We start from the raw sequence: 15,093 nt of genomic DNA on the forward strand, positions 1-15,093 counted from the left end.
AAATTTATCAGACCCTGGCATATAGTACGCGCGCGCACTTTGCGCAGTAACCGGTCGCTCAACGCCATGACAGACATTAATACCCTGATCAGAAACAACCGCGAATGGTCAAAATTACTGGTTGAAGAAGATCCCAGCTTTTTTGAGCGTCTCGCCCAGGCACAAAAACCGCGCTTTCTGTGGATTGGCTGCTCTGATAGCCGTGTCCCTGCCGAACGCCTGACCGGACTGGAACCTGGCGAACTTTTTGTTCACCGCAACGTTGCCAATCTGGTGATCCACACTGACCTGAACTGTCTGTCCGTGGTGCAGTACGCTATTGAAGTGCTGGAAGTGGAACACGTTATCGTGTGCGGCCACTACGGCTGCGGCGGTGTGCAGGCGGCAATGGATAACCCGGAGCTGGGATTAATCGACAACTGGCTGCTGCACATCCGCGACCTCTGGTACAAGCATAGCGTGTTGCTGGGGGAACTCCCGCCGGATAAGCGCCTGGACAAACTGTGCGAAATCAACGTTATTGAACAAGTCTATAACCTGGGTCACTCGACCGTGCTGCAATCTGCCTGGAAACGCGGCAAAGATGTCTCCCTGCACGGCTGGGTCTATGGCATTCAGGACGGCTGCCTGCGTAACCTTAATGTCACGGCAAACAGCCGGGAGATCCTCGAACAGCGCTACCGTAATGGCATTGCTAATCTGCGGATGAACGGCGAATCCTGAGCCGATCGCGGCGTAAAGCGCGACATAGCCTACACCAGCTAACCGGTGCAGGCCTTGGAAGAATGTGCGGTCAGAGCGGGATCAGGATTCCAGCGGCACCACTTTGCCGATATAAGGCAGATGGCGATAGTGCTGAGCATAGTCGATACCAAAGCCCACCACGAACTCGTCCGGAATCGCAAAGCCGACATACTCAACGTTTACATCGACTTCACGGCGCTCTGGCTTATCCAGCAGGGTACAGATCGCCAGTGATTTTGGCTGACGCAGCTGCAGAATCTCACGTACTTTGCTCAGGGTGTTACCCGAGTCGATGATATCTTCGACGATCAGCACATCCTTGCCACGAATGTCTTCATCCAGATCTTTCAGGATTTTCACATCACGTGTGCTGGACATGCCGCTGCCGTAACTGGAAGCCGTCATAAAGTCGACTTCATGCGGCACATCAATGGCGCGGCAGAGATCAGCCATGAACATGAATGAGCCGCGCAGCAGCCCTACCAGCACCATATCGCTGCCGCTGTCGCGGTAGTGCTCGTTAATCTCTTTGCCCAGTTCAGCGATGCGCGTGGCGATTGCCTGTTCAGGGATCATCACTTCAACAGTGTGTTTCATTGCGTTCAGCCCGGTTACGTCAGAAAGCCCCGAAGTCTATCACAGACGCAGCCGCGACGGCTGTGCGGCACCCGAAGCAAACGATTACGTCGCGAAATTTATCACTCAGGGTCTGCAGGTCACAGAATTGCGCATTACCTTAGAACATTCTGGCATTTACCAGCATGATTCGCTGCATGGTAGCCTTTATCCAACAGATCGTTACTCTACTCGCGCCGCTGGCCGGAGATCACAATGACTTCATATTCAGGCAAAAAAACGCATATTGGCGACCGGCCACTTCACCCTGAAACTCAGATGCTGAACTATGGCTATGATCCCCGCCTCTCTGAAGGTGCGGTGAAGCCGCCCGTGTTTCTGACGTCGACATTTGTCTTCGACAGCGCCGAAGAGGGGCGGGACTTCTTTGACTACGTTTCTGGCCGACGTGAGCCACCGGAAGGCAAATCTGGTGGTCTGGTCTATTCCCGCTTTAATCACCCTAACAGCGAAATTGTTGAAGATCGGCTGGCGGTTTATGAGCAGGCAGAAAGCTGTTCGCTTTTCTCTTCCGGCATGGCCGCCATCTCCACTGCTCTGCTGACGTTTGCCCGTCCAGGCGAGGTGATCCTGCACTCCCAGCCGCTCTATGGCGGCACCGAAACGCTGCTCAGCAAAACGCTTCACAATCTGGATATTCAGGCCGTGGGTTTCAGCGACGGTAATGATGAAGTCAAAGTGCGGGATGCCGCTCAGCAGGCGATGGCGCAGGGCCGGGTGGCGGTGATCCTGATTGAAACGCCGGCGAATCCCACCAACAGCCTGGTCAATATCCGCCTGATGGCGCGTATTGCCGATGAGATTGACCAGCAGCAGGGTTCACGACCCATTATCGCCTGTGACAACACCCTGCTCGGCCCGCTGTTCCAGCAGCCGCTGACGCTGGGCGCTGACCTGTCGCTTTATTCGTTAACCAAATATGTAGGCGGTCACTCTGACCTTATTGCGGGTGCCGCAATGGGCAGTAAGGCGCTGATGGCGAAAGTGCGCGCCCTGCGCAGCGCCATCGGCACGCAGCTGGATCCGCACTCAAGCTGGATGCTTAGCCGCTCGCTGGAAACCCTGTCGCTGCGGATGGAGAAAGCTTTTCAAAATGCGGAAGCGGTCGCGGCGTTTCTGCGCGATCACCCGAAAGTGGCGAAGCTGCACTGGCTACCTTATCTGGATGCGGAGAGCGCCGAAGGGAAGACTTATCGTGAACAGTGCAGCGGCGCGGGTTCAACCTTCTCATTTGATATCACCGGCGGCCAGGCTGCGGCGTTCCGTTTTCTCAATGCGCTGTCACTGTTTAAGCAGGCGGTGAGCCTGGGCGGTACCGAGTCGCTGGCCAGCCATCCTGGCAGTACCACCCACTCCGGCGTGCCGCAGGCGGTGCGTCAGCGTATTGGTATCACTGACGCCACGGTGCGGCTGTCGATTGGCATCGAGAACGCCGGCGACCTGATTGAAGACATCAAACTGGCGCTCGATCAGGTGTAATCAGCTCACGGTAAAGCCCAGCATCATGCCGGTATCTTCATGCTCCAGCAGATGGCAATGGGCCATGTAAGCGTGTTCGGCGGCGGCGACATAATTGAAGCGTACCAGCACTTCACTGCGCCAGCCGTCGACATTCACCATATCTTTCCAGCCCTGCCGATGCGGAGCGGGCGGTTTGCCATTTTCAGAGAGAATACGGAACTGAGTGCCATGAATGTGGAACGGATGCAGCATGGCATCGCCCTCCCCTGAAATCGTCCATTTTTCATAATCACCCAGTTTCACCGCAAACGACGGTTTTTTCATGTCAAAGGCCTGGCCGTTGATCTTGTTGCCGTTGTGGAAATCGTAACCGGCGGGCGGCGCATTGCCGTGCATGCTGTGATCCATACCTTCCATGTTTTCCATACCTTCCATACCGTCCATCGGCTCTGCCGCCTTTTTCTTCGGCGTCTGCGGCATCGAATGATGACCGCCCTTGCCCATCGCTTTCTCGCCGTAGCGCTGCATCAATGCCTGCATGCCCTGCTGGTCCAGTTGCGGATCCATCATCAGTTGCAGCCAGCGTGTCGTCAGTCCGTCGGTGGCGGGCAGCGCGGGCAGCGTCGCCAGCCGATCCGGCAGCGTGGCGCTGGCCATCACCCGCAGCGGCAGGATCTGCACCAGTGGCAGCGGCTGGTCAAACGGCGGCAGCGTCATGCCCATCTGCTCTGTTGGCAGCGTGACCAGATCAAAGGCCTTGCCATCAGAGGTATCAATCATCACCTCAAAACGTTCGCCCGGCAGGAGCGGTAACGCGTCGAGCTTCACGGGCTCAGCCAGCAGACCGCCATCGCTGGCGATGATATAAAGAGGACGTTTATCACTGGCGGCAATGTTCAGCGAACGGGCGTTACAGCCGTTGAGTAGCCTCAGACGCATCCAGCCCCGCGGCACCGCATGCTGCGGATACTGCACGCCGTTGGTCAGCATCATGTCGCCAAACCAGCCCACCGCGGCGCGCATCACGTCGAGCTGATAATCAATATGGCTGCCATCTTTGGTCAGCTGCTTATCCTGGAAAATCAGCGGCACATCATCCACGCCCCACTGCGAAGGCAAGCGCAGCGTTCCGCTCTCTTTGTCTTCCAGCAGGATCAGGCCCGCCAGCCCCTGTGCCACCTGATGCCCGGTCTTACCGTGCAAATGCGGGTGATACCAGCAGGTGGCGGCGGGTTGATCGGGCGTAAAAGAGACCTGACGCGAACCACCAGGCGCAATCACCGCTTGCGGGCCGCCATCGACGGCGCCGGGGATTTCCAGACCGTGCCAGTGCAGGGTGGTCGCCTCATTGAGGCGGTTATAGATGTTGACCGTAACCGGTTTACCACTCTGCATCTTCAGCACCGGTCCCAGCAGGCTGCCGTTATAGCCCCAGGTCGGCACCGCTTTGCCGTTCCACTGGGTGGTGCCCTGCATCGCGGTGAGGCTGTAGCTTCCCCTGGCATCAGGTTCCAGCAGCGACGGGATCGGCAACAGTGGACGGGTGGCCGCCATCAGCGAACGGCTCCAGAGCGGCAAAGCTCCGGCTGCACTCAGTGTGGCGGTGAGTTTCAGGAAATGGCGACGTTGCATGGTGATCATCCTTGTGGCATCAGTGCAGACAGCCTAAACCCTGACCTTATGGGAAGGTCAAGTCTTACCCGTGAGAATCTGACGAAAAAAGGCGGTACAGCGCCCTGCAGCGCCAAATTAATCGAAAATCTGAGAATAACTGTGCTAACGTCATGAGCAATATCCATTGAAGAGAAAGACTATGAAGCAAAGTATCAGGATCCTGCTGTTGACGGGACTCCTTGGCTTCTCCTCCACCAGTTTTGCCCTGAGTGAATCCGAAGCGGAAGATCTGGCTGATCTCACGGCGGTTTTCGTCTATCTGAAAAATGATTGTGGCTATCAGGATTTACCGGACGCGCAGATTCGCAAAGCGCTGGTCTTTTTTGCTCAGCAGAACCGCTGGGATTTAAGTAATTACAGCAACTACAACATGAAGGCGCTGGGCGAAGATAGCTATCGCGATCTCAGCGGCATCGCCATCACCAACGATAAAAAATGTAAGTCACTGGCCCGCGATTCCCTGAGCCTGCTGGCCTACGTCAGGTAACAGCTCTGCCCTCTGCAGCCGGACATTGACCGTGCAACGGCGGTCAGTGTTAGCTATCATGTGCCGCCCATCTTCATGGCGATGTCATCAGAGGAGAGCACCATGGCCCAAAATGAAACGTGGTATGAAACCCTTCATGCTGGTTTTGGCCAGTATTTCACGGTAGACAAAGAGCTTTACCGTGAAAAGACTGCGCATCAGGATTTAATCATTTTCGAAAATGCCGCAATGGGCCGTGTTATGGCGCTGGACGGCGTTGTGCAGACCACCGAACGCGACGAATTTATCTATCATGAAATGATGACTCACGTTCCACTGCTGGCGCATGGCGCGGCGAAGAGCGTCCTGATTATCGGCGGCGGCGATGGCGCAATGCTGCGTGAAGTATCACGTCATCCGGAAGTCGAAAAGATTACTATGGTGGAGATCGATGCGGGCGTCGTAACCTTCTGTCGCCAGTATCTGCCAAACCACAGTGCAGGCGCCTATGACGACCCACGCTTTACGCTGGTGATTGATGACGGCGTTAATTTCGTCAATCAGACCCAGGAAAAATTCGATGTCATCATCTCTGACTGTACGGATCCAATTGGTCCGGGCGAGAGTCTGTTTACCTCCGAATTTTATGCGGGTTGCAAAGCGTCCCTTAATGAAAATGGCATCTTCGTGGCGCAGAATGGCGTCTGCTTCCTTCAGCAGGATGAAGCCGTCAACAGCCATCGCAAGCTGAGCCACTATTTTGGCGATGTCAGTTTCTATCAGGCGGCGATTCCGACCTACTACGGCGGTATTATGACCTTTGCCTGGGCGAGTGATAATCCGGCGCTGCGCCAGCTTGATACCGCCACTCTGCAGACACGTTTCAAGGCTGCTGGCCTGACCTGCCGTTATTACACACCAGCGATTCATACCGGCAGCTTCGCTCTGCCTCAATATCTGTTAAATGCTTTATCTGCCGCGTGCTGATCGGGCATTTTTAAGGGGTTAACAAAATTGCAAAAGCTAAAACTACATGGCTTCAATAACCTGACGAAAAGCCTGAGTTTTTGTATTTACGATATCTGTTACGCGAATACTGAAGCTGAACGCGATGGTTACATCGCCTACATTGATGAACAATATAACGCTAACCGGTTGACGGAAATCCTGACGGAGACCTGCTCAATTATCGGGGCTAACGTGCTCAACATTGCACGCCAGGATTATGAACCGCAGGGAGCCAGCGTCACGATTCTGGTCAGTGAAGAGCCGATCGATCCCAAAGATATCGATAACTCCGAGCATCCAGGCCCGCTGCCAAACTCGGTAGTGGCGCATCTCGATAAAAGCCATATCTGCGTGCATACCTATCCGGAGAGCCACCCGGAAGGCGGACTTTGCACTTTCCGCGCCGATATCGAAGTCTCAACCTGTGGCGTGATTTCACCGCTTAAGGCGCTGAACTATCTGATCCACCAGCTGGAGTCAGATATTGTCACCGTCGATTACCGGGTGCGCGGTTTTACCCGTGACGTGAAGGGCATGAAGCACTTTATCGATCATGAGATCAATTCGATCCAGAACTTCATGTCAGAAGATATGAAAGCGATGTACGACATGGTGGATGTGAATGTCTATCAGGAAAATATCTTCCATACGAAGATGTTACTGAAAGAGTTCGACCTGAAACACTACCTGTTTAACACCCGTCCGGAAGATCTCAGCCCGCAGGAGCACAAGCGCATTACTGACCTGCTATGGAAAGAGATGCGGGAGATCTACTACGGCAGAAACATTCCCTCAGTGGGCCTGAAAACCCTCTGATGATCCGGCGCGCAGCGTGACACCCCATAACCTGCGCGTCTCTTCCCACTTATCCCTCCGACTTTTCATCACGGCAACCGCCGTAATTCCCTGATCGCCAGCAATAATTTGCCTGCCAGAGCGTGCTACTTTCAGCGCTGAACGCTCATTTCTCAACCACTACAGGCAAAAAAAATGGCAAGAATTAACATTATTGATTTCGCTGCCGTCCCGGACGCCACCTCACTTTCCACTCAGGCGATACAGCGCGCGATTGATAGCGCATCAGCAGGCGACACGGTGCTGATCCCGGCTGGCCGCTTTCTGACCGGTGCGCTGTTTCTGAAAAGTGAGATGACGCTGGAGCTGGCGAAAGATGCCATGCTGCTCGGCAGCCAGCGGCTGGAGGACTACCCGGACATCCCTACGCGCGTGGCGGGAATTGATATGGTCTGGCCCGCGGCGATGCTTAACATTAATCACTGCCGCAACGTCACCGTCTGCGGCAGCGGCACGTTCGACGGACAGGGTGCCGTCTGGTGGCATAAATTCTGGGGCGACGACGAGAACAGCGGGATGCTGGCGGACTATACCCGTCGCGGCCTGCGCTGGGTGGTGGATTACGACTGCAGGCGTCCACGTAACGTAGTGGTTTACGAGAGCGAATGCGTGACGCTGGAGGACTTCACCTCACAGGATTCCGGCTTCTGGAACCTGCACGTCTGCTATTCGAAACAGGTGAATCTGCAGAGGCTACGTGTCATGAACGCCACCGGCCCCAGCACCGACGGCATTGATATTGATTCCAGCCAGTTAGTGCGTGTGGAGAGCTGTACGGTCTCCTGCAATGACGACAATATCTGCGTGAAATCGGGTCGCGGCGCGGAAGCACAGCAGCTCGGCAGAACCGCACGCGATATCATTATTCGCGACTGCACTCTGCTGAAAGGTTCGGGCATTACCCTGGGCAGCGAAACCTCTGGCGGTATCGAAAATGTCATCATCGAACACAACCGTTTTTCCGGCACTGGCGTCGGCTTTCGCATCAAGTCCGCCCGAAATCGCGGCGGCTGGATCAAAAACATCGTGGTTCGCCATCTGAAGATGGAGGATGTCTGTTATCCGTTTATGCTGCAGCTGAACTGGTTCCCGCAGTACAGCTACAGCGAACAGCCCGCCGACACCAAACAGCCGCCACACTGGCGTAAGCTGGCATCAGGCGTCACGGGTGATGCTGGCCTGACGCGGGTTGAGAATATCAGTATCAGTCATATCAGCAGCAGCCTGACTCAGCCAGCGGCGTTTTCCCGCGCCTTTTTTGTTGAAGGCACGCCGGAAAACCCAATCGAACAGCTGAGTTTCAGCGATATTACGCTGCAGGCGCAGGAGTTTGGCAAAATAGCGGGCGTAACGAATCTGAGGTTTGAGCGGGTTACGGTAGACGCGCCGGCAATGACGCGCGAAGAGCATGACGCCTACGCGCGTTAACGGCGACTGCAGAAGATAAACGCGCAGTGCTGCTCTCACTCTGCTTTACGATGAGGTCAGAGAAGCACGGCGCGTTCAGTTCAGGCAGAGGTCAGCGCCAGCGTAATACCGCGCTCGCGCAGCGTGCGGCAGACATCCTCGTCTAACCGGCTGTCGGTCACTACATCGGTCAGATCATCTACCGGTGAGGCGCAGAACAGCGACCAGGAGCCATATTTACTGCTGTCCGCCAGCAGAACCCGACGCGCCGCATTGGCCAGCAGGTCATGTTTCAGCCCCGCTTTCTCTTCAGTCGGCGTGGTAATACCGCGCTCAAGGCTCCAGGAGTTACAGCTGACAAACGCAATATCGGGATTGATGCTGCGCAGCAACCGCCGTCCATGTTCACCCACACAGGACTGACTGGAGTCGTCGATCCGGCCGCCAATAATCGTCACTTCGATCTGCTTAAACTCAGACAGAAACAGTGCAATGTGCAGGTCGGCCGTAATGACCCGCAGCGGCAGATGGGTGAGCTGTCGCGCCAGCTCCAGCATGGTGGTTCCTGCATCCAGCACCACCGCATCGCCCGCCCGGACAAAACTGGCGGCGCATGCGGCGATCGCCTGCTTCTCGGCCAGGTTCCGCTGCATTTTCTCCAGCGTAGTCGGCTGGGCAGGAATAAAACGATTCAGGGTGACGCCGCCATGACTGCGGCTGATCACGCCCTCTTTATCCAGCTTAATTAAATCACGTCGAATCGTGGCGGGTGAGGCGGAAATCGCACTGACCAGTTGCTCAACAGTCACCAGATTATGGCTTTTCAGGTAATCCATAATCTGGTCAAGACGGCTCTGTCCCTTCATATTTCCCTATGCGAGCTGCATCGCGAGTTTAATCGAGATCGCCATGCTGTCAGACTTCGCTTTACCTGTCCAGGCGATATCAAATGCCGTGCCGTGGTCAGCAGAGGTGCGGATAAACGGCAGGCCTGCGGTAATGTTCACGCCATCATAGAAGCCCAGCAGTTTAAGCGGGATGTGCCCCTGATCATGGTACATCGCCACCACCATGTCATAGCGTCCATCCTGGCACTGCAGAAACACCGTGTCCGGCGGGCAAGGCCCGGAGACATCAATCCCCTGCGCTTTCATCGCCTCAATCGCGGGGGCAACGGTGGTGATCTCCTCATCGCCAAACAGCCCGTTCTCGCCAGCGTGCGGATTAACACCTGCCACGGCGATACGCGGGGCGCTGTAGCCGACACGACGCAGGAAGGTGTCCGCCATACCAATTACCGTTTTGATGCGCGTCTGATTGAGCGTGTCGAGGAACTTACGCAGTGCAATGTGGGTTGTGACATGAATGACTTTCAGCTTATCGGTGTAGAGCACCATGGCGTAATCTTTGGTGTCAGTCAGGTGCGCCAGCAGTTCGGTATGACCCGGATAGAGATGGCCCGCCGCATGCATCGCCTCTTTGTTCAGCGGCGCGGTGGCTATGGCATGCACCTCACCGGCCAATGCCAGTTCGGTGGCACGCTTTACGCAGCGCCATGCCAGATCCCCCGCCTCTTTCTGCACCACGCCAGGTTTCAGCGCATTGGGGTCGGCCAGCGGCTCATCGATCACATTGATAATGCCGGGCGCAAACCGTGCATCCTGTACCCGATCCAGCACCCGCAGCTCGGCCTGTGGCGTGATGTTCATCGCCATAATGCGGCGCAGCGTACTGGCACAGCCAATCACCACGGCAGGAATGCCATTCAGCTCACCTTCAGAGAGCGCTTTAATGATGATTTCCGGGCTGATGCCCGCCGGATCGCCCATGGTGATCGCAATAATTTTACTCACTCGACTTCTCCTCAATAAAACCAATGGCTGCTACCAGGGTATTTTCATCACCAAAGCCACCCGCTTTGGTCATCACCGGCAGAGTAAATTCACTGTTAAGCAGAACCCCGTGCGGCACACAGCCCGCCACCAGACCCTGAATTTTAAAGCCGCTGGCCCCCAGCGCCTGAGCAACGGCTATCGCCACGTCGCCGCCCGACAGATAGAGCGCATGCGGCAGCTGTGCCCGGCACAGACTCAGGGTCATTTCGCCCAGCAGCTGACAGATCGCCTCACCCAGCTGCTGGCGCGTCACGCTGTGCTGCTGGCAGAGATCCTCGATCGCGTGTCGCTGGGATTCATGCTGGCAGGTACGGATCACCGTGTGGCGACCGGCACGCAGTGCGGCAGCCGCCTGTTCAATCCAGCTATCCCGGCCACACCAGGCGGGCTGCTGAAACAGCTGACGAATATCAACATCCACGATTTCCACTGCCTGCTGGTTAAGCAGCGTGGCGATCTGCTGCTCTGCCTGACGACTCATCGATCCCACCACCGCCAGCACAGGCCGCGAAGGACAAGAAGGACGAACTGAGAGCGCAGCACCCAGCGCATCGCTTAATCCGGCGGCCCCGACCAGCAGAGGCTTCTCTGCCAGCCGCGCCGCAGCGGTAATGAGTCGCGCCAGGTCGCCTTCCGTTTCAGCATCCACCACCACCACGCCCTGCGACGCCGCTAATACCGCATCAAGCCGATCGCTGCGCAGCGTCGCGAGATCGATCTCCGTGCCGTCGATCTGCATCTGATCGAGGATGCGGGCACTCAGGATCGGGGTTTTGGGATCGCTGGCAAATTCGGTGTCCGTCAGTAAACGCTGATCGACCCACACCTTGCCGTCGCGTGTGGTGCGGCCCAGTCGCGGTACGGCCGGTGCCACCAGCGCCATTTTTTTGCCGCTGGCGCGTAGCGCAGCCACCGTTTCAGCGCCGACGTTGCCACGCAGCGTGGAGTCGATCTTTTTAAACAGCCAGCCCTGCTGAAGCTGTTTCGCATAGTGCTGCACCACCTGATTGACGCGCTCTGCGGCCTGGATGGTGCTGATGGCCCGGCTGTCGGTGCTGATCACCAACACATCTGCCGCCGTATCTGACAGCGATGCTCCGGTGCCAAACAGCACATGTAAACGGGCTCCGGCCTGTGCCAGTCCGCTACCTGCATCGTTGGCACCGGTAAAGTCGTCAGCGATGACGAGCACCGGTGTTTTCCATATTGATGAGCCCATCCTCACTCCTGTCAGGCTATTGCCGCTGCATTTGATTATATTCAATCATGATTGATTATATGTGAGCAAGTTCAAATTAATCGAAATCGATATGCCTTATAAAATTAGCCACAGAGAGTGACTGACTTCGCATTGCGCTGAGCAAAATTAATCATTTACTCAGACATGACAGAGATAAGGGTATGAAATGAATATTAACAGCACGGTGATTAGCGGTTATCAGGCGTTAAACGACATGCGCTATCTGCTGAATGGCGTAACGACAGCGATAGTGGTGACAGACCGGAACATTGAAGCGATTCCGGCGGTTCAGGCGCTGATGGGGCAACTCCGGGATCAGATTCCGCGTATCAGCGTGGTCAACAGCGTGCCGCCCGAGCCGAGCCAGCATGATGTGGCCGCGATTATAGAAACGCTCGCGCAGCGCCAGGCCGACATGGTGATTGGCATCGGCGGTGGCAGCGTGCTGGATGTGGCGAAGCTGCTCTCGGTGCTGTGCATCGACGGAGCACCGTCGCTGGACGCTCTGCTGGCAGGCGAAAAACCGCAGCGCCGCACCCGTTCAATGCTCATCCCGACCACTGCCGGCACCGGTTCTGAAGCGACGCCGAATGCGATTCTGGCGATCCCGGAGAAAGAGACCAAAGTCGGCATTATTTCACCAGTGATGCTGCCCGATGTGGTGGCGCTGGTGCCGGAACTCACCACCAGCATGCCACCGCACATCGCCTCGTCTACCGGCATTGATGCCCTGTGTCACCTGATCGAGTGCTTCACCGCCAACGTGGCCAATCCGGTCAGCGACAACTATGCGCTGATTGGGATGAAGAAGCTGTTCGCGAATCTCGAAACCACGCTGCGCGAGCCGGAGAATCTGCAGGCACGGCTGGAGATGCTCTGGGCCTCTTATTATGGCGGCGCATCGATTGCCCATGCCGGGACGCATCTGGTGCATGCGATGTCCTATCCGCTTGGCGGCAAATATCACCTGCCTCACGGCGTTGCCAACGCCATTCTGCTGGCCCCCTGCATGCGCTTTGTCCGTCCGGCCGCGGTGAGCAAATTCGCTCAGGCCTATGACCTGCTGCCCGACGCCGACGTCCGTTTAAGCGATGAAGAGAAATCACACGCGCTGGTCGACTACTTCACCGCGCTGGTTGCACGGCTGCAGTTGCCTGCCAGCCTGGAAGCACTGGGCATCGGCCCGAATCACCTGCCTTATTTAGTGGAAGCGGCGCTCGACGTGCAGCGCCTGATGAAAAACGTGCCGATGGCGGTCACCGCCGACGATGTGCGCGCCGTCTACCTGACGCTGTTCCCTTCCTGCCAGGCGTAATGAGGATTGTCATGAATAAGAAAATCAACGGCGTACTGACCGCCATCGTCACCACCTTTGACCGTGAAGGTGCCTTTGATCCGATGAAACAGCGTGAGCAGGTCAGACGCCAGATCAACGCCGGAAACGGCATCTTCTGTGGCGGCACCAATGGCGAGTTCTTTGTGCTGAACGAGCAGGAGAAGATCGCCGTCACCACCACCTGCGTCGATGAGATCAACGGCCGCGCGCCTGTCGTGGCGCACATCGGCGAAATTTCGACCCGCGAAACGATCCGGCTCGGCAAACAGATTGCACGCCTGGGCGTGGATGCCGTCTCGGCGATCACCCCATGGTTTGTGCCGCTGAAACAGCAGGAGCTGATCGACCACTATCAGCGCGTAGCGGACGCGCTGATAGTGCCGCTGTTCCTCTACAACATCCCGGCGCGAACCGGCAATACCCTGCAGCCAGAGACCGTTCGCACGCTGGCCGTGCACCCGAACATCATCGGTATTAAAGACTCCGCAGGCAGCTATGAAAGTCTGAGCGGATTTCTGCAGGCCACCGCCGACTGTGAGGGCTTTGATGTGCTGAACGGCCCTGACTCGCTGATTCATCAGGGATTCGTTGATGGCTGCTCCGCCTCCATTTCCGGGCTGGCAAACGTGGCACCGGAGGCGATTAACGCCATCTGGGCGCGCTTCCGTGCCGGCGATATTGCCGGTTCGCATCAGGCACAGGAGAACGTCACCGGCCTGCGCACCGCGCTGTACAGCATCGGTTTCTCACCGGCCGCCGTGAAAAAAGCGGTCAGCCTGCAGGGCTTTGAGGTGGGTGAAAGCCGCTATGCGGTGCAGTTCAGCGCCGACGAGCAGCAGCAGATCCGTCAAATCGTGAACCACTACCTGCAATAACGTCCATCGCCTTTGTACCCTATCGGTCAGATGAGAACGAACCTGATGGTCGTCATCTGCCAGAACAATCGAGGTCATGATGAAAGCATTTTCAACTGAGAGCACCTTACTGATCGTCGGCATGGTGGTCGCCTATATCCTGTTCACCACCTGGCTGACCTGGCGGCTGCGCAGTAAAACCAGCGGCGACTTCATGGAAGGCTCCCGCGCCATGCCCGCCTTTATCGTTGGCATTATGCTGATGTCAGAGTATATCGGGGCAAAATCGACCATTGGCACGGCGCAGGCAGCCTTTGAGGATGGCTTCGCCGCATCGTGGTCAGTGATTGGCGCGGCGATTGGGTTCCCGCTGTTTGGCCTGATTCTGGTCAAACGCATCTACAACACCGGAAAAATCACGATCTCCGGTGCCATCGCCGAGAAATATGGCAGCTCAACCAAGAACATTATCTCGCTGATTATGATCTATGCGCTGCTGCTGGTGAACGTCGGGAACTACATCAGCGGTGCGGCGGCGATCTCCACCGTGCTGAAGATCGACCTGACGCAGGCGGCCTTTATCACCGCGGTGGTCAGTACCTTCTACTTTGCGTTTGGCGGCATGAAAGGCGTCGCCTGGGTTACGCTGCTGCACAGCGCCATCAAGTACATCGGGATTCTGATTATTCTCTATGTGGCGCTGAAAATGACCGGCGGCGTGGCCCCGATGATCGAGAAAATGCCGGCGTTCTACTGGACGTGGGATGGTCACGTCGGTGCCAGTACCATTGTGGCCTGGCTGATCGGGACCGTGGGTTCGATCTTCTGTACGCAGTTTGTGATCCAGGCGATCTCCTCCACCAAAGATGTGAAGTCCGCGAAGCGCGCTACCTGGGTCGCCTTCATCTTCTGCCTGCCGATCGGTCTGGCGATGGCGCTGATTGGCGTGGCGGCGAAGTTTGCGCATCCCGATATCAAGAGCCTCTATGCGCTGCCAGTGTTTCTGCAGGATATGTCACCGTGGCTGGCGGGTATCGTCACCACCTCGCTGGTGGCCTCGATTTTCGTCAGCGTCGGCACCGTTGCGCTGGCCATCGCCTCGCTGGTGGTGAAAGATTTTTACGTGCCTTATCGTAATCCGACGCCGGAGCGCGAATTTAAAGTGACGCGCTGGATCTCGATTGGCATCGGCTTCTTCCCGCTGCTGTTTGTCCTGTTCTTCCCGGAAGTGCTGAAGCTCTCGTTCTTTACCCGCGCGATTCGCCTGTCGATCACCGTGGTGGCGATCATGGCGTTCTATCTGCCGTGGTTTAAGAGCACGCGCGGTGCCAACGCCGGTCTGATTGGTGCCTGCGTGGTCACGTCCGTCTGGTTCCTGATGGGTAATCCGTTCGGTATCGACAATATGTATTTGGCGCTGATTACGCCGGCCATCATTATGGTGATTGACCGCTGTATCCCGTCACGCCAGTCTCAGCCTCAACCGCAACACAATGCACAAAATAGTGGAGCCTAAT

General features: G+C 56.6%; 14 protein-coding genes. 9 read left to right on the forward strand and 5 right to left on the reverse strand.

Annotated elements, in window-relative coordinates; translation table 11 throughout:
- The first annotated feature begins 66 nt into the window (after positions 1-66).
- Positions 67-723: a carbonate dehydratase gene (gene can / locus Q7C21_RS05165; protein ID WP_003854664.1), complete on the forward strand. Its 657-nt coding sequence runs from the start codon at positions 67-69 to the stop codon at positions 721-723.
- Between the two features lie 81 nt (positions 724-804).
- On the opposite strand, the gene hpt is transcribed toward can, so the two are convergent.
- Entirely contained in the window at positions 805-1,341 is a 537-nt protein-coding gene (gene hpt / locus Q7C21_RS05170; protein WP_008925605.1) for a hypoxanthine phosphoribosyltransferase, read from the reverse strand.
- Positions 1,342-1,575: 234 nt separating this feature from the next.
- On the opposite strand from hpt, the gene Q7C21_RS05175 reads away from it, so the two are divergent.
- A complete protein-coding gene (locus Q7C21_RS05175; RefSeq protein WP_003854666.1) occupies positions 1,576-2,859 on the forward strand; it encodes a cystathionine gamma-synthase family protein in 1,284 nt (427 codons plus the stop codon).
- Here Q7C21_RS05175 and cueO read toward each other — a convergent pair whose 3' ends face one another.
- Positions 2,860-4,473 (reverse strand): multicopper oxidase CueO, encoded by a 1,614-nt coding sequence (gene cueO / locus Q7C21_RS05180; protein WP_003854669.1) that lies wholly within the window; start codon positions 4,471-4,473, stop codon positions 2,860-2,862.
- A gap of 181 nt (positions 4,474-4,654) precedes the next feature.
- Here cueO and Q7C21_RS05185 point away from each other — a divergent pair, with 181 nt between their 5' ends.
- The 4 genes from Q7C21_RS05185 (at position 4,655) to Q7C21_RS05200 (ending at position 8,272) form a co-directional block, all read left to right on the forward strand.
- Positions 4,655-5,002, forward strand: coding sequence for a YacC family pilotin-like protein (locus Q7C21_RS05185; RefSeq protein ID WP_003854673.1), 348 nt, complete (start codon positions 4,655-4,657; stop codon positions 5,000-5,002).
- 102 nt (positions 5,003-5,104) lie between these two features.
- The gene (gene speE / locus Q7C21_RS05190) at positions 5,105-5,968 is read left to right on the forward strand and encodes a polyamine aminopropyltransferase (RefSeq protein ID WP_008925603.1); all 864 of its coding nucleotides are present in this window, start codon (positions 5,105-5,107) and stop codon (positions 5,966-5,968) included.
- 27 nt (positions 5,969-5,995) lie between these two features.
- Positions 5,996-6,805 (forward strand): adenosylmethionine decarboxylase, encoded by an 810-nt coding sequence (gene speD, locus Q7C21_RS05195; RefSeq protein ID WP_039658754.1) that lies wholly within the window; start codon positions 5,996-5,998, stop codon positions 6,803-6,805.
- 174 nt (positions 6,806-6,979) lie between these two features.
- Complete coding sequence (locus Q7C21_RS05200) at positions 6,980-8,272, forward strand: glycoside hydrolase family 28 protein (RefSeq protein WP_008925602.1); 1,293 nt, start codon at positions 6,980-6,982, stop codon at positions 8,270-8,272.
- A gap of 80 nt (positions 8,273-8,352) precedes the next feature.
- Here Q7C21_RS05200 and Q7C21_RS05205 read toward each other — a convergent pair whose 3' ends face one another.
- From Q7C21_RS05205 to Q7C21_RS05215, 3 genes are read right to left on the reverse strand one after another with little or no spacing between them, the layout of a single operon-like run.
- Complete coding sequence (locus Q7C21_RS05205; protein WP_003854682.1) at positions 8,353-9,117, reverse strand: DeoR/GlpR family DNA-binding transcription regulator; 765 nt, start codon at positions 9,115-9,117, stop codon at positions 8,353-8,355.
- Between the two features lie 6 nt (positions 9,118-9,123).
- Positions 9,124-10,104 (reverse strand): D-threonate 4-phosphate dehydrogenase, encoded by a 981-nt coding sequence (locus Q7C21_RS05210; RefSeq protein WP_375150483.1) that lies wholly within the window; start codon positions 10,102-10,104, stop codon positions 9,124-9,126.
- The gene (locus Q7C21_RS05215) at positions 10,097-11,365 is read right to left on the reverse strand and encodes a four-carbon acid sugar kinase family protein (protein WP_375150484.1); all 1,269 of its coding nucleotides are present in this window, start codon (positions 11,363-11,365) and stop codon (positions 10,097-10,099) included. The genes Q7C21_RS05210 and Q7C21_RS05215 overlap by 8 nt, the downstream gene beginning before the upstream one ends.
- 187 nt (positions 11,366-11,552) lie before the next feature.
- Between Q7C21_RS05215 and Q7C21_RS05220 the strand changes: the two genes are divergently transcribed.
- From Q7C21_RS05220 to Q7C21_RS05230, 3 genes are all read left to right on the forward strand, one after another.
- Entirely contained in the window at positions 11,553-12,701 is a 1,149-nt protein-coding gene (locus Q7C21_RS05220; protein WP_140033791.1) for an iron-containing alcohol dehydrogenase, read from the forward strand.
- 11 nt (positions 12,702-12,712) lie between these two features.
- Positions 12,713-13,597, forward strand: coding sequence for a dihydrodipicolinate synthase family protein (locus Q7C21_RS05225; protein WP_140033790.1), 885 nt, complete (start codon positions 12,713-12,715; stop codon positions 13,595-13,597).
- A 79-nt stretch (positions 13,598-13,676) separates the two neighbouring features.
- Positions 13,677-15,092, forward strand: a complete 1,416-nt coding sequence (locus Q7C21_RS05230; RefSeq protein ID WP_003854696.1) for a sodium:solute symporter family protein — start codon at positions 13,677-13,679, stop codon at positions 15,090-15,092.
- Position 15,093 lies beyond the last annotated feature (1 nt).

It is taken from the genome of Pantoea sp. ANP04, from assembly GCF_041982285.1.
Taxonomy (GTDB): Bacteria; Pseudomonadota; Gammaproteobacteria; order Enterobacterales; family Enterobacteriaceae; genus Pantoea; species Pantoea eucalypti.